We start from the raw sequence: 19,762 nt of genomic DNA, 5'->3' as shown, positions 1-19,762 counted from the left end.
CATCCAACCTCTACCCCATACCCCATGCACCCCTTAGACGCACTCCAGGACTTTTTCGCGCAGGAAACCCCTCGCATGACCGCGCTGGCCGACCGGATCTGGTCGCTGGCCGAGCTGCGCTACGCGGAGAATGCCTCGGTCCGGCTGCATATCGATGCCCTGGCACAGTCGGGCTTTCGTATCACGCGCGATGTGGCAGGCATTCCCACGGCTTTCATGGCCGAATGGGGCGACGCAGGGCCGGTGCTGGCATTCCTGGGCGAATATGACGCGCTGTCCGGGCTGAATCAGCAAAGCGGGGCACTGGTCTGCACACCTTCCACCGACAGTCCGGGCCTGGCCGGCCACGGCTGCGGCCACCACTTGCTGGGCACGTCGGCGCACTTTGCGGCCACCGCCCTGCAGCAGTATCTGCAGACCAGCGGCCACAAGGCCCGCATACGCTTCTATGGCTGTCCGGCCGAGGAAGGCGGCTCGGGCAAGACCTTCATGGCCCGCGCCGGCGTTTTCGACGATGTGGATGCAGCACTGACCTGGCACCCCGCGAGCTTCACCGGCGTGTTCAGCCAGAGTACGCTGGCCAACATCCAGGCCAGGTTCATCTTCCGCGGCAAAGCCTCCCATGCAGCCCACTCCCCCCACTTGGGCCGCAGCGCGCTGGACGCCGTGGAACTGATGAATGTGGGCGTGAACTATCTGCGCGAGCACATGCCTTCGGATGCGCGCGTTCACTATGCGATCACCGACTCGGGCGGACTCTCGCCCAACGTGGTGCAGGCCCGCGCCGAGGTGCTTTACCTGATCCGTGCCGCCCGCAATCACGAGGCTGCAGAACTCTATGCACGCGTGCAGAACGTAGCCAGGGGCGCCGCACTGATGACCGATTGCCAGGTCGAGGTGGTTTTCGACAAGGCCTGCTCCAACCTGCTGCAGAACAGCACGCTGAACCAGGTGATGTATGCCCAGATGCAGGCCTTAGGCCGGCTCGAGGTCGACGCGCGCCAGCACCAGCTCGCCAGCGACTTCCAGGCGACGCTGGACCGCAGTGACGTGGAGCAGGTCAGCCGGCCGCTGGCCAGCGTGCTGCGCGGCAAGGTGCCGGCAGTCTTCGAAGGCCTGGCTCCCTACGATCCGCAAGCCCGCGACATCATGTTCGGCTCCACCGACGTCGCCGATGTGAGCTGGGTCACGCCCACCGTGCAGGCCTGGGTGGCCTGCTACGCCTTCGGCACGCCCCTGCATTCGTGGCAGATGGTTTCGCAAGGCCAGTCGGGGCTGGCCCATGCAGGCATGGTGCATGCGGCCAAGATACTGGCCGCCACGGCCATCTCGCTGCTGGAGCAGCCCGAGCGTATTGCCCAAGCCAGGGCCGAGCTGCTGGAGCGCCGCGCGGGCCAACCCTATGTCTGCCCGATTCCGGCGGACGTGCCCCTGCCCTTTACCCGCACCTGACCGGCCACCACAGGTCGGCACGCGGCCAGCGCCGCGGCTTGACCCAGCACAAAGCCACCTGCCCGCTTCAAGGCCATAGTGCCCGCAGACCTCTGCCACTGACCAAGGAGCCGTGCATGAAGCTGATGATCGACCTTTTCTCCACCGACTATGGCCTGATGAGCTTGATCGTGATCCTGTGCATCCTCGTGATGGCCGTGTTCTTCACGCGCCTGTTCATGGGCAAGATGAAAAACGTGGCTCGGACACCGCTGGAGTGAGAGCAGGATCGATGGGCTGCGGGCGCTGCCGCAGCCCCTAGTTGCGCAAAAAAGGCCGGGAAAGATCCGGCCTTTTTTGTCGGAACAGCTGGCTGCTGCAGCCAATCCCCGCCTTCAGTAATGGGGCGGCAGTTCGTCGCGCAGATTGCGGGGCCCGCCCGGGCCGCCCTCCGGCACCTGGCGCTTAAGCTCGCGCACCTCATTGACGAGCAGATCGATCTGCTGCTGCTGGCGGTAGACCGTCATGTTGAGCTGCTCCAGCAGATCTTCGGTATAGCTGGCCTTGATCTCCAGCTCCGTCACGCGCTCCTGCAAATCCTCGGGACTCCTGTTCATGGCTGCATCGCCTTGGCCAGGCGGGCAATGCCTTCGCGGATCTTGTCCTCGTCGGCCGTGGCGAACGAGAGGCGGAATGCCGCACTGTCGGGGTTTTGCGCATAGAACGGCGCACCGGGCACAAAGGCCACGCCCTGCTCGATGGCCTTTTTGGCCAGCACGCCGGCATCGGCCAGCTGGCCGCGGGCACCCGTCAGGCGCACCCACAGGAACAGGCCGCCCTGGGGCTGGACGAATTCCACGGCATCGCCGAGCTGTTCGCGCAGCGCATCGCCCATGGCCTGGGCGCGCCTGGCATAGACCTCGCGCACATGGGCCAGCGTCCCGGGCATGGCGCCCGACTTCAGGTATTGCGCCGCCGTGGCCTGGGCAAAGGTGCTGGTGTGGGCATCGCTGAACTGCTTGCACATCACGGCGCGGGCCAGCAGCTCGGGGTTGGCGATCAGCCAGCCGATGCGCAGGCCGGGGCTGAGCACCTTGGACAGCGATCCGCAATGCGCCAGCCACTCGCGGCTGCCGGGCACTTCGCGGCTGAGCGCCAGCAGGCTGGCCGGAGGCGCTTCATTGAAATACAGGTCGCCATAGGGATCGTCCTCCACGACCAGCGTCTGGTACCTGACGGCCAGCTCCAGCACTTTCTTGCGGCGCTCCAGGCTCAGCGTGGCGCCGCTGGGATTGCCGAAGGTGGGAATCAGGTAGACCAGCCTGGGCTTGTGCTCGGCGATGAGCTTTTCCAGCTCGTCGGTCCTGACGCCATGCTCGTCCACGGGCGCGGAAATCACCTCGGCGCCGTAGAGGCGGAAGCACTGAATGGTGGCCAGGAAGGTCGGGCCTTCGACGATCACCTTGTCGCCCTCGCCCACCATGGTCTTGCCCAGCAGGTCCAGCGCCTGCTGGCTGCCCGTGGTCACGATGAGCTGCTCCGGCGCCACGTCGCTCACCCCCTTGCCTGCCATGAAGGCCGACAGCTGCTCGCGCAGCGGCTGGTAGCCCTCGGTGGCGCCGTACTGCAATGCCGCGCCCGCCTCCTGCTGCAGGGCCTGCGCCGATGCCGCGCTGATGCCGGCCACGTCGAACATCGCGCTGTCCGGGAAGCCGCCCGCAAAGCTGATGATGCCGGGCTTGCCCAGCAGCTTGAACAGCTCGCGGATCGCGGAGGTTTCTACATGGTTGAGTCGGTTGGCAAATTGCATGGTGAAACGGTGAAGGCACGCCAAAAACAGCAAGTCTGCCATTTTGGCGCATCCGACCGTGCCGCAAGGCGACAATGCGGGAATGAACAAGCGCGATATAGAGCCATTTTTCGCCGCGCTCAAGGCGGCCAATCCCTCTCCGCAGACCGAGCTCGAATACACCACGGTGTTCGAGCTGCTCACCGCCGTGCTGCTTTCGGCCCAGGCCACCGACGTGGGCGTGAACAAGGCCACGCGCAAGCTGTTTCCGGTCGCCAACACGCCCCAGGCCATTCTGGACCTGGGCCTGGAAGGGCTGGAGGGCTATATCAAGACCATCGGGCTGTACCGCAGCAAGGCCAAGCATCTGATGCAGACCTGCCGCATGCTGGTGGAACTGCACGGCGGCCAGGTGCCGCGCACGCGCGAGGAACTGGAAGCCTTGCCCGGCGTGGGCCGAAAGACGGCCAACGTGGTGCTCAATGTCGCCTTCGGCGAGTCCACCATGGCCGTGGACACGCACATTTTCCGTGTCAGCAACCGCACGGGACTGGCGCCGGGCAAGACGCCGCTGGCCGTGGAGATGCAGCTCCTCCAGCGCGTGCCGCCCGCCTACGCGGTGGATTCGCACCACTGGCTGATCCTGCTGGGCCGCTATGTCTGCCAGGCGCGCAAGCCGCGCTGCTGGGAATGCGTGGTGGCCCGGTACTGCGACTTCACGCCCAAGACACCTGCACCCTAGGCCGGCTGCAGCGGCTGCAGGCTTAGAAGTCTCCGGCCGCAATCGCCGTGCAGCATCGCCCCGCAGCCTTGGCGGCATAGAGCGCTGCATCGGCCCGGTGCAGCAGGTGCTGCAATGGTTCGCCCGGTTGCAGCTGGGCTACGCCCGCCGAGAAGGTGTAGGCCGGCACATCGGCATCGGACTGCATGGCGCGCAGCCGCTCCACCACCGCGACGGCGGCCTGCGCATCGGCACCTGGCAGCAGCAGCAGGAACTCTTCGCCGCCAAAGCGGCCCCAGCAGTCCCCGGGCCGCAGGTACTGCTGTGCCAGACGACAAAAATGCTGCAGCACGGCATCGCCGGCCTGATGGCCGTGGGCATCGTTGATGTGCTTGAAATGGTCGAGATCCAGCAGCACCGCCGTCAAGGCTTCGCCACTGGCCACATGGTCTGCCAGCGCCTGCTCGGCCAGTTCCAGGATGTGGCGCCGGTTGGGCACGCCCGTCAATGCGTCGGTGAGTGCGGCCTGCATGGCGCTGGCATGCGCATGGCGGATGGTCTGCTCGTTGTGCTTGAGCGCCGTGATATCGCTGGCGATCGTCAGCAACCAGCCGTCGGGCAGCAGCGTCTCGGTGAACTGTATCCAGCGGCCGTCCAGCAGGTCCGTCGTCACCTGGCGATGCGCCTGCTGGCGCCGCCGCGGAAGGATATCGGCCAGAAAGGCCTCGATGTCGCCGCAATCGATGCGTATGCCGAAGCCATGGTGGAAGCCGTGGCGCAGCACATCGGCAAACGCCACAGGCAAAGCCAGCCCGTGCAGAAAGGCCGCATCGAATGCCTCATTGGCATAGCACAGCCGGTCGTCGCGGTCGTACAGGGCCACCGGCATGGCCGTGCGGGCCAAGCCGGCCAGCAAGGCGGAGGCCTCGGGGAGCGCAAGCATATCGAAGGCGGTGGACATCGAAAGAAAAATGCGCTGAAACCTCAATGCACGCAATGGATTGCAGTCTGCCTGCTTGCTGCTGCCATATCAATGCGCAAGCGCGCCCTCGACGCCCGCCGATGCGAAACTGGCCATTTCACGCAGCACCGCACAGGCGGAGACCAGCAGGGGCCAGGCCAGCGCTGCGCCCGAGCCCTCGCCCAGGCGCATCTGCAGGTCGAGCAGCGGCCGCTCCGCAGCGTCTGCCAGCAGATGCGCCAGCATGCGCGCATGGCCGGGCTCGCCCGAGCAATGGGCAAACACGCAGCGATCCAGTATCGCAGGCTGCAGGCGGCTGGCCACCAGCACGGCGGCGCTGGTAATGAAGCCGTCGACCACGATGACCCGCCGTTCGCAGGCAGCCTGCAGCACCGCGCCCGCCATGGTGGCGATTTCCAGCCCCCCCCATGGCCGCCAAGACCTGCAGCGGCTCCCGCACCTGGGCATGGAAATCCAGCACCTGCCGCAGCACAGCCACCTTGCGGGCCAGGCCGGCGGCATCCAGTCCCGTGCCCTTGCCGGTCACCAGCTCTATCGGTTCATTGCACAGCCGCGCCAGCAGCAGCGAGGCGCTGGAAGTATTGCCTATGCCCATCTCGCCCAGCAGCAGGGCATTGCCGGGCAGCTTTCTGACCAGTTCCGCGCCATTGCGCAGCGCCAGCCGGCATTGCTCGGCCGTCATGGCCGGGCCCGTGCTGCAGTCCTGCGTGCCATAGGCCACCTTGCGGCGCCACAGGCGCGGCGCTCCGGCCTGCGGCAGCTTGTGCTCGGGATCCTGTGCGCGCGGGGCGAAATCCCGGGCCACCCCGCAGTCCACCACATTGAGCGCAATGCCATGCTGGCGCGACAGCACGCTGACCGCGGCGCCGCCCGCAAGGAAGTTCTCCACCATCTGCCAAGTCACGTCGACCGGATAGGCCGATACGCCACGCGCCGCCAGCCCGTGGTCGGCGGCAAACACCAGCATCTGCGGCGCCTGCAGCTGCGGCATCTCGGTGCCCAGGATGCGGGCCAGGCGCAGCGCCAGCGCTTCCAGCCGGCCCAGGGAACCGACCGGCTTGGTCTTGGAGTCCAGCCTGTGCTGCACACGCGCAGCAAGGTCTGCATCCTCGAGCGGAGGGACAACCGGGCAATTCCACAAATCCATGCAAGAGTGCGCCGGGGAATCGAAAGGGTCAGAGGTGTGAACGCGCGTCATGAAACCGAGGCCGCACGGCTTGGATCGCCCGCAGCCTGCAAATGCCAGCAAAATGCCGGGCCCTCGCAGGAAGGCCCGGCCCAGGCCGCAAGTATCGCGCGTCCGCAGCCCTTTATCGCCCAGAACGGATTTGCTATTGAATGGATAGCTTCTTACGCAAACCAATACTTATCTTCGGTGGATTTTGGCATTGAAACCCATATTCATATCGCGCAGCAAGCTATCAAATATGCAGCATACATTCCGTGTTCGCCTGCCAGGGCGTACACCGATGAAGGCAGCGGACACCCTCTTTACCGGCTGCTGCCCGTGCCGTTCGGCTGGCTGGGCATGGCGCCGGGCGAGGTATCTCCGGGCGCCTGCGCGGGCGGCACAGTGGCGCCGCTCGACGATGCGGGCGGATTCACCTGCGGCGCCGGCGCCTTGTTTCTGTCGCAGGCCGTGAGCGCCGCAGCCGCGGCCACGAGCACAAGAGGCGTAAGCAGTTTCATGTCTGACTCCTGCAATGGATGGAACACATTTCCATCCTAGGATGAGCAGCGCTTCGAAAATCCACGCAGGTTGCACTCGGCACATCCGGTTGCATCGGCATGCAACTGCTCCGCAAAGCAGCGGACGGTGAAGCTGCTGCGCAAGCCGCGCCTCCCATGCGGGCGCCAAGGCCAGGGTTGGGGCAGGTGCGCCGGCCAAGCCGTAAGAAGCGGCAGAAAACGTAACACCTTCATGCCTTCCGGGGAATGCAGGACGCCTGAGCCAGATCAGGAAGCCCGCAGCCAGGGCCTGAAAGCGCCGGTCTCCTACCTGCCTGCCGCCACCTGCTGCCTAGACTGCCGCATTTGTCTCACATTTCAGGAGTTGCCCATGAAAAAGCCCGCGCCGCCCATCCGCCCTCTCCTGGGCGCTTTGCTGGTGGGACTTTCCGGGATGGCGGCGCTCTCCAGCGCCTGGGCCTGCACCCGGCTGGTGTTTCACGGTGCCAGCGGCCAAGTGGTCACGGCCCGCTCCATGGACTGGAAAAGCGACATCGTCAGCAATCTCTGGGTGCTGCCGCGCGGCATGGAGCGCTCGGGCCAGGCTGGCCCGAACTCGCTGCACTGGACATCCAGGTATGGCAGCGTCATCACTTCGGGCTACGACATATCCACCACCGATGGAGTGAACGAAGCGGGGCTCAATGCCAACCTGCTGTGGCTGGTGGAATCCCAGTATCCGAGCTTCGACGCCAACAGCAAGCCGGGCCTGACCATTGCGGCCTGGGCGCAGTACGTGCTCGACAATTTCGCCACCGTCGGCGAGGCCGTGGCCGCGCTGGAAAAGCAGCCCTTCACCATCGTTTCCGACAACGTGCCCGGCGAGAACCGGCTGACCACGCTGCACCTGTCCATGTCGGACGCCAGCGGCGACAGCGCCATCGTCGAATACATAGGCGGCCGCCAGGTCATACACCATGGCCGCCAATACCAGGTGATGACCAACTCGCCCACCTTCGATCAGCAACTGGCGCTCAATGCCTACTGGAAGCAGATCGGCGGCACCACCATGCTGCCCGGCACCAACCGCGCGGCCGACCGTTTCGCGCGGGCCTCTTTCTACGTCGGCGCCATCCCCAAGGACCAGGACCCGAACAAGACCCTGGCCAGCGTCTTCAGCGTGATCCGCAACGTCTCCGTGCCCTACGGCCTCAATACGCCGGAGGAGCCCAACATCTCCTCCACGCGCTGGCGTACCGTCTTCGACCACCAGCGCAAGCTGTATTTCTTCGAGTCGGCCCTGACGCCCAATACCTTCTGGATCGACCTCAAGGCACTGGACTTCAGCGCGCAGACCGGCAAGGTACTCAAGCTGGACCTGGGTCCTAACCAGGACCACACCTTTTCGGGCGATGCCACGCAGCAATTCAGGCCCTCGGCGCCCTTCAGGTTCCTGGGCCTCTGATTGCCCATCATGCCTCTTGCATATAAGAGCTTTAAGTCTTATAATCGCAAAGTCGCTGCAGTCTAGCTTGCCTATGCAGCGGCCATCTGCACTCTCACAGCAGCATGCTGTGCCAATCGCCGCGCTTATCCCGTTCAAGCGTTCCGGCTGACACTCCAGTTCCACGGCAAGCCCGTTCTGTTCCCGGCGAATTTTCCGGGGCCAGGTTTTCTTTGCATCGGTTCCCCGGTGCAGGCTTTTTTTGATTTTCATGGCGCTGCCCCAAGCAAGGCGGATGCCATCGTTGACACGATGAATACCAAACAATATGCAGAGCGTGTCGGCAACTATGTTGTTACACCGCTCACCCAAACTACCGAATCCGGCCAGGTGGCCGCTGCGGTTTCCATCCGCCGCGGCGTCTATGACCGCGTTTTCAGCTTCATCAACCAGTTCGACAATGCCGCCACCGCAGCGCGCTACGCCTTGAAGGAAGGCCGCAGCATGGTGCTGAGCAACCAGCTGAACTGATCCCGTTTTTTGTACCCCCACTGAGGAGATCACCCATTGGCCAAAGAAGAACTGATTGAAATGCAAGGCGTCGTGGACGAAGTGCTGCCCGATTCGCGCTTTCGCGTCACGCTGGACAACGGTCACCAGCTGATCGCCTACACCGGCGGCAAGATGCGCAAGCACCGCATCCGCGTGCTGGCCGGCGACAAGGTCACGCTGGAAATGTCGCCTTACGACCTGAACAAGGGCCGCCTGACGTTCCGCCACATCGAGAACCGCTCGGGTGGCGGCGGTGCACCGCATCGCCCGCGCCACTGACACGCACTTCGGTCATGCCAAGCCCGCCATAGCGCGGGCTTTTTCATTGCGCGGCCCCGGTGCTGCCCGCCTTGGCACGGACATGGAAGGCTCCCCGGCGGCAAACGCCAGCGCTGCACCGGGAAATATCGCAGAACAAGAACGCAGACATCGCATTTCAAGCATATTGTCGGCTGTTCACCAAGCTGCCCCAGTCCAACAAGAAAAAGCAGCTTTCCCCTATGGGCGATCAGCGTCAGCAGCTCCCCTTTCTGCAGCGCCTGCGGCCTTGCATATGCGTCACCCCGCCCTGCGCTCAGTCCCGGCGCGGCAATGCACGCATTTCCCTGCCGCTTCCTGAATCGCCGCTTCCCCGGCAACGCCGGCAATCCCTGCGGAGAAAAATCGATATGCACGTGTCCTTTGGTGCGTACTACACCCTCATCCTGGCCGTTCTCGTGCTGCTGCTGGGCAAGCTCATGACCCGGCACATCCGCTTCCTGCGCGAGTTCAACATTCCCGAGCCCGTATCTGGCGGCCTCGTCGTGGCCGCGGCCATCTTCCTGCTGCACCAGATCACCGGTCTGACGCTGAGTTTCGAATCCGGCCTGCAGTCGGCCTTCATGCTGGTGTTCTTTTCCTCCATCGGCCTGAGCGCGAACTTCTCGAAGCTGCGCGAAGGCGGCACAGGCTTGCTGGTCTTCCTCGGCGTGATCGTGGTCTTCATCGTCATGCAAAACAGCGTGGGCGTGGGGCTGGCCACGCTGCTGGGGCTGGATCCGCTGATCGGCCTGATGGCCGGCTCCATCACGCTGGTGGGTGGCCACGGCACGGCCGGCGCATGGGGCGCCGTGCTCGAAAACCAGTACGGGCTCGGCGGCGCCACGGCGCTGGGCATTGCCTGCGCCACCTTCGGCCTGGTCATCGGCGGCCTGCTGGGCGGTCCTCTGGCCAAGCGTCTGATCACCCGCCACCAGCTCGCACGCCCTCTGACCGCGGCCGAGCAGCAGTCCGCCGACAGCATCGCCGTGGGCGAAGGCAGCCAAGTGGCCAACTTCGAATCCTCCAGCCATACCCCGCGCCTGATCACCACCGATGCAGCCGTGGAGACACTGGCCCTGTTCGCCGGCTGCCTGGCCTTTGCGGAATTCATGACCGGCATGACCCGGGGTACGGCCGTTCAGTTGCCGACCTTTGTCTGGGCCCTGGGCGGCGGCGTGGTCATCCGCAATGTGCTGGACCATGCCTTCGGCTTCAAGGTGTTCGACCGGGCCATCGACGTGTTCGGCAATGCCGCCCTGTCCATCTACCTGGCGATTGCCCTGCTTTCGCTCAAGCTGTGGGAGCTGGCCGATCTGGCCGGCCCCCTGATGGTCATCCTGGCTGCCCAGACCATAGTCATGGCCTTGTACGCAGGGTTTCTCACCTTCCGCATCATGGGCAGGAACTACGATGCCGCCGTGCTGGCCGCAGGCCACTGCGGCTTCGGCATGGGTGCCACCCCGACGGCCGTTGCCAACATGCAGGCCATCACCAACCAGTACGGCCCTTCGCACAAGGCCTTTCTCATCGTGCCGCTGGTCGGGGCCTTCTTCATCGACATCATCAATGCCTTCATCCTGCAAGGCATGATCAGCTGGCTGCGCTGACTGCCGAAAGCCTCTCCTGCATTGCACGATGCAGAGGCCGGCCGATCGCACATTGCCAGAGGCCGGGGCCGCCGCCTGCCATGCGTTGGCATAGCCTGCGCATCACCGCGGCCCCATGGCAATGCGCAATACCCGCATGGCGGGCTTTCGCCACGCAAGCGCCCACATGCTTCTGCTAGGCTGGAAGGCATGCGCAACATGCTCGACTTCAGTTCATGGCAAGGCATGCTCTCCACGCTGCTGGGCCTGGTTCTGGTGACATTCGTGGCCGTAGGCATCCGTCTGCTGGCCATGCAGCACATCCAGCAGCGCCGCGAACGCCAGAATCGCCAGATAAACGAGCGGCTCAAGACCCTGATTGCAGCCTACAAAACCCTGGGCGGCTCGTTCACCGGCAACCTGGCCGTGGATCCCCGCCACATGCGCGATTTGCGCATGCAGGCCGCCGAACAGCAGGGTGAGAGCGAAAACCCACCCCATTCCGAACGACGGCGCCGTATCCGCGATGCGGTCGAAGCCGCCTTGTCCGACGTGATTTTGCTGGGGACGGCGCAACAGGTCCGGCTGGCCGTGCAGGCGGCCAACGACATGGTGGCGGGCCGCCCTGTGGAGACTGCGGCGCTGGTGGTATCGCTACGCGACTTCATCCGCGACGTACTGGAACTGGACGCTGTGCCGGGCGATCTGGCCATACCCAGGCAAGGCCCCTTGCGCTCACCTTCTTCCACAGGTCGAGGCAGCAATACAGGCAGCAGCGCTCAGGGCAAAGGCAACGGACAAGGAGGAGCAGGCATGGCAACTGGCGGCACACTGGGCCTTGGCCTGGGGCACCCGGCCCTCGATGCAGCCCGCCAGCCTGGTATAGACCTGCACGACCCATAAGCTGCTGGATCAACCGCCTCCGCGCATCCGGCGGGATTCGCTCAGTACGGGACCGAACGTTGCCTTCGGCCGGGCCTGTGTCATGCGCGCTTCATATTGCCCCTTGACAATGGCAGGGCACAAATGCGTTGAATAAATGGGCCGTCACTCCATAACCGTCAACCCCGGAGCGCGCAATGACTTATCTTTACGCCGCCTGTCCAGCAATCCAGGCACCGCAGCATAAGATGATTGCTCCACTGCCTGCCCCTCTCTCGCCGGAAGAGGTTTTGCGCATTCTCTCGCAGAATCCGCCATCCAATGAGTTCAGTACCGAAGCCTTTTAGAAATTTTTCAGCGGCTTTTTTCGCTACAGGATATTTCCTCGCTTAATCCTGTCGTATTGAGCCACCATAAAAAAGGGCCTGAAGGCCCTTTTTTATGCTTTATTGCCCAAACCTGCGTTTGGCATCTTCGGTACAGGCATTTTTCGCATCGCCAGACAATGCGTCGCAGCGTTCCTTGGCGGCCTTGTAATCGGCTTCGCGCACCTTGTCGCTGGCATCCCTGCGTGTTTCGGCGACATCACCAGCCGTCGCCGAAGGGTTATTGCGCACATCGGCTACTTTTGCAGCCTCCAGCGCTTTGACATGGGCAGCCTTGGCATCCTTCTTGCAGACGTCTTTTTCATTGCCGGCAAGGTCATCGCATTTTTCCTTGGCAATCGCATAGTCTGCGTCGGCCTTGGTCTTGGCCACGTTCAGCCGGTTGCTCTCGCTGGCATCCGCTTGATATTTCAACTCGGCCAGCGCAACTTTTTCCTGCCCCTTGGCCTGTTCCTGGCACACATCCTTGGCATTGCCCTTGAGGGATTTGCACTGGTCCTTGGCCGTCTTGTATTCATTGCTGATGCGGTCCTTCTCTGCCTTCTGTTCGGCAGGCGTCAGGGCGAACGCCGAAGTAGCCAGCATCATCGCGGCGCAAGTGGTCACAATTCTGGAACTCAGTTGCATGGGAAACTCCTTTAAATGTCTTGATTTCCTCGCGCGAGGGCGAGGAAGCATATTGCGGTCAATGAGTCCACTCACTCATCGAAGCGGAAATCGGGATTGCGACTTTGCCAATCGGCCAGCTGTTTTTCAGCATCTTCCTTGGCGAGGCCTTGGCGCTCCTGGATTTTCCCAAGCAGCTGGGATTTCTTTCCGGCAATCACATCGATATCGTCATCGGTCAGCCGGCCCCATTGCTCGCGGATCTTGCCCTTGAATTGCTTCCAATTACCAACAATGCGATCTTCATTCATAGAACCTCCGATAGTTTTCCGAATTGATGTGGCCACCAATTCATTTAATGGAATTACTCGCCAACAAAAGGGAGTGAATTCACTTTAAACAACCTGAAGCAGGTTCCATGTCCGGCATGCAGCGCGAAGTCCGTCGGCATGAGCCTACACCGTTACATTATTCTTTCTATAGCGGTAACAGATTAATGAATGTGATTCACACCTGTTTACGAGTCTCCGGCAATCCGGCTTCCACCGGTATTGCAGATTCACGCATTCTTCAAGCGATTTAATGCCCAAACGCCGTACCCATATCATGGCGCGGCTGGTTGCCGACCAAGCCCATGCGATTGAGGCAAGATGCATGTTTTGCAGAAAGACTTTATGAGTGGATTCCTGTTCATGGGCGTGACCATCACGCCAGACTCCCGCCAAGGCGAAACACCGCAGTCCTGGCAACCGTCAGCCACTTTGCACAGTGCGGCAGGAAAAGAACTCGGCAGCGTCACCGATGCACGTTGCTTCGCCTCGAAAACCGAGGCCGACGAGGCCGCACTGCGTCTGGCGAGGCGCCACATTCGCGAACACCTGCACCAAGGATGATGCCCTGGCCGCTTGCCCAGAAGATGACGCGACAGACCTGCCCCCCCGGCAAAGCCGGCATGGGCGGGCTCTTCACAGACGCATGCTGCCAATCTATCGCAGGCTGAGCATGCTCACCCATCGGGCGAATTCCACGAACGAATAGCCACTGTCCACATCAAGCAGGAAGTGGATGATGCGCGTGGATCCGCCTGTGCCGAACTCCACCTCGATGTGATGGAGTGCCAGCAACTTCTCGATTTCATCCGCCAGGTCCCTGGCATGCTGCTGCGTGGTATCGAACACCACGTAACCGTGCACAAGCACATACAGGGCCATGTCGTACGACTTGAGGGCACCTGAGCCCAGCACCTCGATAGCAGGTCTGATCATGGGAGGTCCATGCATTCAACGAAACTTGTGGATCGACATGCGGCATGCCGATCCGCCGATGGCCGGCCACATCCATCCAGCCAGTCCCTGCATGCTCACCCGTTCATATGTAAATTCAATGAATTAATTAAAATCAATTGAAACGCACTATATAGATATGTATCCAAATAGGCGTTTGTGCAAATAAACACAATCCGGGAGAGCTCCCGTCACACCGCCTCAAAGGCGCGCGAGAGGTAGATTCGCGGCTCCATGCCGGCAGAAGCTGCCGGCGCGCCCTTCAGTTCCCCCGCATCAGCATGGCAGCCACCTGGCACAGAATGCCGAGGCTGGCAATCACGGCTGCCAGCACATTCACCATGTTCTGCTTGTGCAAAACATCGTCCATCAGCGCCTTGGGCTCGGTCAGGCAGCTCTCCGGGAAAGCCCCGGCGATCTTCAGCGAAAACAGCCACAGGGCACCGGACGCCACACCAAACAGAACCGCCGCGACATTCAATGCGCAAAGACAATCAGCCATACCATCTCCCGTTATCGGTAAGCATGGTAACGAACTGTTCCGGCGTTGCTAACCGTACTTCCCACAATGCAGAAGCCGCAGAGCGCGTTATAGGCGGCGAGACCGCTGGACTATGGCGTGCAAGGCCGGTGCATGCCCGCCAGACTCAACCAGGGGCCGCAAGGCTTGCCGCTCGATTGCCCAGCACCTCCCGGAAATGCGCAATGGTTCGCACCAACCCTTCCTCGAAAGAGATGCGCGGCCACCAGCCCAGATGCTGCCGGGCCACCGAAATATCCGGGCAACGCTGGCGCGGGTCATCCTCGGGTAGCGGCCGGTGGACCACGCGGCTGCGACTTCCCGTGAGGTGCAGGATGTGCCCGGCCAGATCCCGCATCGATATTTCATGGGGATTGCCCAGATTGACCGGGCCATTGATGGCACTGGACACCAGGCGCACCAGGCCTTCGATGGTGTCTTGCACAAAGCAGAAAGAACGGCTCTGCCGTCCGTCCCCATAAAGCGTGATGCATTCCCCCCTCAGCGCCTGGACGATGAAGTTGCTCACCACGCGCCCGTCACCAGGCAGCATCCTGGGCCCGTAGGTATTGAAAATGCGCGCCACGTGCACTGGCGTTGCGTACTTGCGCAGATAGTCGAAGCACAGGGTTTCCGCGCAGCGCTTGCCCTCGTCATAGCAGGCCCGCGGCCCCGTGATGCTTACGTGGCCCCGGTAGTCCTCGCTCTGCGGATGCACCAGCGGATCTCCATAGACCTCGCTGGTCGAGGCCTGCAGCATGGGCACACGGTGAGTGCGGGCGAGTTCGAGCATGCGCCACGTCCCGATAACGCTGGTCAGCGTGGTCTTGACGGGATCGCGCTGATAGAAGGGCGGGCTGGCCGGGCAGGCCAGGTTGAAGATGCATGAGGGGGTGATCTCGATGGGCGCAGTCACATCCCTGCAGAGCAGGACAAACCGCGGGTGGTTGAGCAGGGGGCCGACGTTGTCCAGGCTGCCGGAACTCAGGTTGTCGAGGGCCACGACATGATGTCCTTCGTCCAGCAGGCGCTCGCACAGGTGGCTGCCGAGAAAGCCTGCGCCTCCGGTCACCAGCACGGGGCGGCGGGACAGGGGGGGCAGCATCAGGCGCTCTCCTGCATACCCGGGCGTACCGGCTTTTCCAGCAGGAAGCTGCCAATCACCAGCGCATCGAGCGGCGTGCTCCAGAAGGCATTGAGGGCATCCTTGGGAGAACAGACGATGGGCTCCCCGCGCACATTGAAGGAGGTGTTGATCAGCACCGGAACGCCCGTCATCTGGCCGAATTGCTCCAGCACGGCATGGAACAGCGGATTGGTCTCGGCCGAGACGGTCTGCACGCGCGCCGTCAGGTCTTCGTGGCAGGCGGCCGGGATGCGCCGGGCCTGCGTCTCTTCCACATCATAGACGAACAGCATGAAGGGCGCCTGGCCGTTGTTGGCCGTGGCGGGTCGAAACCACTGGGCCAGTTGCTCCTGCTGCACCGCCGGTGCCACCGGACGGAAATCCTCCCGGTCCTTGAGCTCGTTGATCCGCGCCTGCATGGACGCCTCCAGCGGCGAAGCCAGAATGGAGCGTGCGCCCAGCGCCCGGGGCCCGAACTCCATGCGTCCCTGGAACCAGCCTATCACCTTGCCGGCGGCCAGCAAGCGAGCGGTGGTGGCAGCTACATCCGACAGCCGCACATAGTCCAGCTTGGACCAGCGCAGTTGCTGCTCTATTTCATCGTCGCTGTATTGCGGCCCCAGGTAGGCGTGGGACATGGTCCAGCGCCGCTCGCCCAGGGACATGGGGCCGCCGTCGAAGTAAACGGTCTCCTCCGTGGAGGCAACCACGGGGCTTTCGCTAGCCGTGCTGCGGCGCATGCGGGAGTCGACCCACAAGGCCGCACCCAGGGCCGTGCCCGAATCGCCGGCGGCAGGCTGCACCCAGACCTGGTCGAAGATGCCTCTGTCGCGCAGCCGCGCATTCATCACGCAGTTGAGCGCCACGCCGCCTGCCATGGCCAGCAGCGGCTGCCCCGAAGCGGAGCGCAGCCAGGCGGCGATTTCGAGCACCGTCTCTTCCAGCACCGTCTGCAGCGCCGCGGTCAGGTCGAAGTGACGCTGCTCCAGAGGTTCCCCGCGCTGGCGCGCCGGCCCGAAGCACTCCGCCAGATCGAGCGGCGCTATTTCATAGCGCCCGGCTTCATGAACACAGATGCTCTGCGACAGCACGCCGTGGTAGCGGGCGGGATTGCCCAGAGCGGCCAGGGCCATGACCTTGTATTCGTCCGAAGAATGCAGAAAGCCCAGGTACTGCGTGACCTGCTCGTACAGCAGCCCCAGCGAATGCGGCACCCGCACATCGCCCAGCGCCTCGTACTGCCCCTCGTAGTAGACCCCGTAAGTGGTGGAAGCGTCCTCGCCGCGGCCGTCCAGCGTCATCACCGCGCATTGCGCGAACGGGCTGGCCAGAAAGGCACTGGCCTGATGGCACAGATGATGGTCGATGAAATGGAAGCGGTAGGGCCCGTCAGGACGGACGTTGCGAAAGCGCTGGCGCAGATGGTGGGGTGCGCCGCTGGCCAGCTGCCGCGGCGCATTGATGATGTAGCTGGCGAACAGCGGATCCCACACGCTTTCCCACCCGTCGGCCGGCCTGGCCGAGGGCTCCAGCGGCAAGGTGATGGTTTCGCCTGCGGCCCGCGGGCCCATGAAGCGGCGGGGATCGAAGCTGTATGCCACATGGTCTATGTCGCTCAACTCGATCCCGCCCTGGCGCAGGCAATCGTCGATCGCATGGAAGGGCAGCTCCCAGGCGCTGAACGGAACAGGCCGTTTGGCATGCTTGATGCGGGTGAAGCGCTCTTCTTCGCTGGCGGCGACAACATGGCCGTCCTGGACCAGAACGGCGGAGCTGTCGTGGAAGGCGGCATTGATTCCGAGAGTGTTCATGAAGCTGAGGTCTGTGCAGTCGCGGTGCAGACCCGCGGCAATGCCCGTGCCTGAAAAACCTTTCGCGGATCGCGAAGCGCTCCGGAAGCCGACGCTATCTGCAGCAATTTTTGCCGCAGGCTTTCTTGCGGCTCGGCCGCGCCTGCAGGCTTCACCATGCCGGCGCCTGCCCACCTGCTACGGCCGGCACAGGAATTGCCGCGTCCATCCCATTTCCGGTGGACTGCACGCATTTGGCGTGGGACCCGTTTCCGCGCCGGGCGCAGGCCATGGAGCGAGCGGGCCCCTGGACTGGCCGCATGTCCCACAGAGTTAGGCAAAGAATGACAATTCCCAGCGTGTCGGTAGTGATACCTACATTCCAGCGCCCGGAGCTTCTGATCCGGTGCCTGCGCGCCCTGACGCTGCAGACCCTGGCCAAGGAGCGCTTTGAAGTGCTGGTGGTCGACGACGGGCACAGCGACGAAATACGCGAGCTGGTGGAGCGCGCGAGCGCCGAGCAACCGCTCGGTTTTCTGCGTTACCTGCGCCCCTCCCACGGCAAGGGTCCGGCTGCCGCCCGCAACTGCGGCTGGCACGCGGCGCGGGCCGAAATCATTGCCTTTACCGATGACGACACGCTTGCCGCGCGCGACTGGCTGGCCCAGGGGCTGCATGCCATGCGGCTGCACGGGTGGGCGGCCATGGCGGGGCGGGTGGTGGTCCCCTCACCCGCCAATCGCCTGGGAACGCGGCCCACGGACCATGAACGGATGACGCAGGGCCTGGAAAGCGCCGCATTCGTGACGGCCAATGCCTTTGTGCGCAAATCGGCCCTGGCCCAGGTCCAGGGCTTCGACGAGCGTTTCCAACGGGCCTGGCGCGAGGATGCAGACCTTCAGTTCCGCCTGGAAGCAGCCGGTGCAAGCCTGGGCCGCTGCGAGGCCGCGGTCGTAAGGCATCCGGTACGGCCGGAGCGCTGGGGCGTCTCGCTGCGGCAGCAGAAGAACGTGTACTTCGATGCACTGCTCTACCGCAAGCATCCCGCGCGCTACCGCAGCGAGATACGGGCCCGTCCACCCTGGGACTACTATGCGATCGCGAGCCTGACGGGACTGGCACTGGCCCTGGCCGCAGCCGGCGCATGGCCGGCCGCCCTGGCCTGCCTTGTGGCCGCACTGGCACTGGCATTGGCATTTGCGGTCCGGCGCCTGCGCACGACCTCCCATTCGCCGGCACATGTCGCGGAAATGCTTCTGACGTCCCTGGCCATTCCTTTTCTGTCGGTTTATTGGCGCCTCAGGGGAGCATGGCATTTCCGCGTATGGTTTCTATGACCAGGCCGGCCTTTTTCCACCAGGGACACCGCATTTCCCCTTCGAGAGCACTGGCGGCGGCAAAGAAAAAGCGCCTTCTGCCCGATGCAGAAGGCGCCCGCGCAAGGTTGCCGATGGCGGTACGCCGTCAGCGCACGCCCGCTTCCACACCCGCCCGGCCCTGGGCTCTTACATTGGCATGGGTGGCCGCGTCCGTAGCGGCATCCACCGCGGAATTGGCAGAACTTCGCAGCTGGGCCTGGCCGCGCTGCACGGCACCCGCCGCCTTGTGGCCGGCGCTTGCTGCCGCATGGCCGGTCGCGGAAGCGGCACCGGCGGCTCCAGAACCGATGCCATCGACTGCCGCGCCCGGCGCCACCGCAGCTGCGCCGCGAGTTTCCGCAGCCGCACCGCCGCCGCTTTGCTCCATGGCACGCGCCCGGGTATCGCCCTGGATGCCGGCATTGGCGCCGATGCTGACACCGACTCCCCCGACATTCACACCCGTATCGGCTCCGGCACCAAGACCTACGCCCACACCTGCTGCGTGGGCCGCCATACCGCCGACCACCGCCGTGGCAAGCACCATCACCGCTGGAATGGAACGCAGAGAAAACTTCGTCATGTAATAGCTCCTGGGCTGTTGAACACGGATGCAGTCTAGAGCGCAAGGCTGTTACATCCCCATCCCGAGATGTTGGACTTGTAACCAGGCTGGCGTACCCGCCCTGCAGCACGCAAACACCTGTTTACGCAATAGCCCATGCCGTCCTTCGCTTTGCTGCTCCTGCACTGTGCGGCTCCACCAGGTCACCATGGCCTTGCAGTCCTTTTTGTGTAGCGACGCGTTTTTTCCATAGCAGCTACCGCAGTCAGCATGCGAGTTTCAAAATGAAAGCACTTTGTAGTGCCCTGTAGTCAGGCGCCAGTCGCTCTTTTTTCAGGAGCAATCTTTCGACGCCTGCATGGATGCCATCTGGCGATTCCTGCCCGTTTTGGCCAATCAACCTCTTGCCAAAGGCAGACCTTTGCCTGGGCATCGAACTGCATCAGCACATGGCGACAAATGCCCTCCGCGCGCATCCAGGCAATCCGTACCTGCATTTCGAACACCAGGGATTTCTCGTCCGCCACGGTATTCGCGACCTGATATTCGATGCCGGCATCGGCTGATTCATACCGCTCGGGAATTCCGGATACGCACCGGGCTCGGCTCTGCCGGCCATGGGTTTCAACGACAGGTGGCGGCCCCGGGCATTGCAGGACGGTGTCCTGCGTCAGCACGGTGCATAACGAAGTTTTTTCCGGCTTCAGTCCAGCACTGCATGCGCAATCGGATATTGCGGTTTTGCCTCGTCATCATGGAGCAAGAATGAAAGT

At 63.3% G+C, this 19,762-nt stretch carries 22 protein-coding genes and 1 pseudogene; 10 read left to right on the top strand and 13 right to left on the bottom strand.

Annotation, left to right across the window (positions count from 1 at the left end; all coding sequences use genetic code 11):
- Nucleotides 1-24: 24 nt before the first annotated feature.
- Both V8Z74_RS10810 and V8Z74_RS10805 read left to right on the top strand, forming a co-directional pair.
- Nucleotides 25-1,452, top strand: coding sequence for a M20 family metallopeptidase (locus V8Z74_RS10810; RefSeq protein WP_349709260.1), 1,428 nt, complete (start codon nucleotides 25-27; stop codon nucleotides 1,450-1,452).
- A 116-nt stretch (nucleotides 1,453-1,568) separates the two neighbouring features.
- Entirely contained in the window at nucleotides 1,569-1,712 is a 144-nt protein-coding gene (locus tag V8Z74_RS10805; RefSeq protein WP_174522954.1) for a DUF3149 domain-containing protein, read from the top strand.
- Between the two features lie 114 nt (nucleotides 1,713-1,826).
- On the opposite strand, the gene V8Z74_RS10800 is transcribed toward V8Z74_RS10805, so the two are convergent.
- Together V8Z74_RS10800 and V8Z74_RS10795 are read right to left on the bottom strand one after the other, a co-directional pair.
- Nucleotides 1,827-2,048 carry a SlyX family protein gene (locus V8Z74_RS10800; protein WP_349709259.1) on the bottom strand — a complete coding sequence of 74 codons (222 nt, stop codon included), beginning with the start codon at nucleotides 2,046-2,048 and terminating at the stop codon, nucleotides 1,827-1,829.
- Entirely contained in the window at nucleotides 2,045-3,241 is a 1,197-nt protein-coding gene (locus V8Z74_RS10795) for an aminotransferase-like domain-containing protein (protein ID WP_066483250.1), read from the bottom strand. Before V8Z74_RS10795 ends, V8Z74_RS10800 begins: the two co-directional genes overlap by 4 nt.
- Before the next feature lie 82 nt (nucleotides 3,242-3,323).
- On the opposite strand from V8Z74_RS10795, the gene nth reads away from it, so the two are divergent.
- A complete protein-coding gene (nth, locus tag V8Z74_RS10790) occupies nucleotides 3,324-3,962 on the top strand; it encodes an endonuclease III (protein ID WP_066483252.1) in 639 nt (212 codons plus the stop codon).
- 22 nt (nucleotides 3,963-3,984) lie between these two features.
- Here the strand turns inward: nth and V8Z74_RS10785 are convergent, their stop codons facing one another.
- From V8Z74_RS10785 to V8Z74_RS10775, 3 genes and pseudogenes are all read right to left on the bottom strand, one after another.
- Nucleotides 3,985-4,902 carry a GGDEF domain-containing protein gene (locus V8Z74_RS10785; protein ID WP_349709258.1) on the bottom strand — a complete coding sequence of 306 codons (918 nt, stop codon included), beginning with the start codon at nucleotides 4,900-4,902 and terminating at the stop codon, nucleotides 3,985-3,987.
- 69 nt (nucleotides 4,903-4,971) lie between these two features.
- Nucleotides 4,972-6,070 (bottom strand): annotated as a pseudogene (gene cobT / locus V8Z74_RS10780) (nicotinate-nucleotide--dimethylbenzimidazole phosphoribosyltransferase).
- 344 nt (nucleotides 6,071-6,414) lie between these two features.
- Nucleotides 6,415-6,612 carry a hypothetical protein gene (locus tag V8Z74_RS10775; RefSeq protein ID WP_349709256.1) on the bottom strand — a complete coding sequence of 66 codons (198 nt, stop codon included), beginning with the start codon at nucleotides 6,610-6,612 and terminating at the stop codon, nucleotides 6,415-6,417.
- A gap of 370 nt (nucleotides 6,613-6,982) precedes the next feature.
- Between V8Z74_RS10775 and V8Z74_RS10770 the strand changes: the two genes are divergently transcribed.
- The 5 genes from V8Z74_RS10770 (at nucleotide 6,983) to V8Z74_RS10750 (ending at nucleotide 11,376) form a co-directional block, all read left to right on the top strand.
- A complete protein-coding gene (locus V8Z74_RS10770; protein ID WP_349709255.1) occupies nucleotides 6,983-8,056 on the top strand; it encodes a linear amide C-N hydrolase in 1,074 nt (357 codons plus the stop codon).
- 291 nt (nucleotides 8,057-8,347) lie between these two features.
- The gene (locus V8Z74_RS10765) at nucleotides 8,348-8,566 is read left to right on the top strand and encodes a hypothetical protein (RefSeq protein ID WP_066483007.1); all 219 of its coding nucleotides are present in this window, start codon (nucleotides 8,348-8,350) and stop codon (nucleotides 8,564-8,566) included.
- A 36-nt stretch (nucleotides 8,567-8,602) separates the two neighbouring features.
- The gene (gene infA / locus V8Z74_RS10760; RefSeq protein ID WP_066483009.1) at nucleotides 8,603-8,866 is read left to right on the top strand and encodes a translation initiation factor IF-1; all 264 of its coding nucleotides are present in this window, start codon (nucleotides 8,603-8,605) and stop codon (nucleotides 8,864-8,866) included.
- A gap of 389 nt (nucleotides 8,867-9,255) precedes the next feature.
- Nucleotides 9,256-10,494: a sodium/glutamate symporter gene (gene gltS / locus V8Z74_RS10755; protein WP_349709253.1), complete on the top strand. Its 1,239-nt coding sequence runs from the start codon at nucleotides 9,256-9,258 to the stop codon at nucleotides 10,492-10,494.
- Between the two features lie 189 nt (nucleotides 10,495-10,683).
- Complete coding sequence (locus tag V8Z74_RS10750) at nucleotides 10,684-11,376, top strand: hypothetical protein (RefSeq protein WP_349709252.1); 693 nt, start codon at nucleotides 10,684-10,686, stop codon at nucleotides 11,374-11,376.
- A 425-nt stretch (nucleotides 11,377-11,801) separates the two neighbouring features.
- On the opposite strand, the gene V8Z74_RS10745 is transcribed toward V8Z74_RS10750, so the two are convergent.
- The gene (locus V8Z74_RS10745) at nucleotides 11,802-12,368 is read right to left on the bottom strand and encodes a hypothetical protein (RefSeq protein ID WP_066483024.1); all 567 of its coding nucleotides are present in this window, start codon (nucleotides 12,366-12,368) and stop codon (nucleotides 11,802-11,804) included.
- Between the two features lie 71 nt (nucleotides 12,369-12,439).
- On the bottom strand, nucleotides 12,440-12,658 hold the full coding sequence (locus tag V8Z74_RS10740; protein ID WP_349709251.1) for a CsbD family protein: 219 nt from the start codon (nucleotides 12,656-12,658) through the stop codon (nucleotides 12,440-12,442).
- Nucleotides 12,659-12,997: 339 nt separating this feature from the next.
- Between V8Z74_RS10740 and V8Z74_RS10735 the strand changes: the two genes are divergently transcribed.
- Nucleotides 12,998-13,240: a hypothetical protein gene (locus V8Z74_RS10735; RefSeq protein ID WP_217997594.1), complete on the top strand. Its 243-nt coding sequence runs from the start codon at nucleotides 12,998-13,000 to the stop codon at nucleotides 13,238-13,240.
- A 93-nt stretch (nucleotides 13,241-13,333) separates the two neighbouring features.
- On the opposite strand, the gene V8Z74_RS10730 is transcribed toward V8Z74_RS10735, so the two are convergent.
- From V8Z74_RS10730 to V8Z74_RS10715, 4 genes are all read right to left on the bottom strand, one after another.
- Nucleotides 13,334-13,612: a hypothetical protein gene (locus V8Z74_RS10730; RefSeq protein ID WP_349709250.1), complete on the bottom strand. Its 279-nt coding sequence runs from the start codon at nucleotides 13,610-13,612 to the stop codon at nucleotides 13,334-13,336.
- 280 nt (nucleotides 13,613-13,892) lie between these two features.
- A complete protein-coding gene (locus tag V8Z74_RS10725; RefSeq protein WP_157082183.1) occupies nucleotides 13,893-14,132 on the bottom strand; it encodes a hypothetical protein in 240 nt (79 codons plus the stop codon).
- A gap of 145 nt (nucleotides 14,133-14,277) precedes the next feature.
- Nucleotides 14,278-15,255, bottom strand: a complete 978-nt coding sequence (locus V8Z74_RS10720) for a UDP-glucuronic acid decarboxylase family protein (RefSeq protein WP_349709249.1) — start codon at nucleotides 15,253-15,255, stop codon at nucleotides 14,278-14,280.
- The gene (locus V8Z74_RS10715) at nucleotides 15,255-17,087 is read right to left on the bottom strand and encodes a carbamoyltransferase family protein (protein ID WP_349709248.1); all 1,833 of its coding nucleotides are present in this window, start codon (nucleotides 17,085-17,087) and stop codon (nucleotides 15,255-15,257) included. Before V8Z74_RS10715 ends, V8Z74_RS10720 begins: the two co-directional genes overlap by 1 nt.
- Nucleotides 17,088-17,410: 323 nt before the next feature.
- Between V8Z74_RS10715 and V8Z74_RS10710 the strand changes: the two genes are divergently transcribed.
- The gene (locus V8Z74_RS10710; RefSeq protein WP_502879508.1) at nucleotides 17,411-18,403 is read left to right on the top strand and encodes a glycosyltransferase family 2 protein; all 993 of its coding nucleotides are present in this window, start codon (nucleotides 17,411-17,413) and stop codon (nucleotides 18,401-18,403) included.
- 127 nt (nucleotides 18,404-18,530) lie between these two features.
- Here the strand turns inward: V8Z74_RS10710 and V8Z74_RS10705 are convergent, their stop codons facing one another.
- Together V8Z74_RS10705 and V8Z74_RS10700 are read right to left on the bottom strand one after the other, a co-directional pair.
- The gene (locus V8Z74_RS10705) at nucleotides 18,531-19,007 is read right to left on the bottom strand and encodes a hypothetical protein (RefSeq protein WP_349709246.1); all 477 of its coding nucleotides are present in this window, start codon (nucleotides 19,005-19,007) and stop codon (nucleotides 18,531-18,533) included.
- A 293-nt stretch (nucleotides 19,008-19,300) separates the two neighbouring features.
- Nucleotides 19,301-19,666, bottom strand: coding sequence for a hypothetical protein (locus V8Z74_RS10700; protein ID WP_349709245.1), 366 nt, complete (start codon nucleotides 19,664-19,666; stop codon nucleotides 19,301-19,303).
- Nucleotides 19,667-19,762 lie beyond the last annotated feature (96 nt).

The organism is Comamonas sp. w2-DMI (genome assembly GCF_040187735.1).
Taxonomy (GTDB): Bacteria; Pseudomonadota; Gammaproteobacteria; order Burkholderiales; family Burkholderiaceae_C; genus Comamonas; species Comamonas terrae.
Note: the sequence above shows the minus strand (reverse complement) of the source record. Positions and strands in the feature narration are given on the sequence as shown.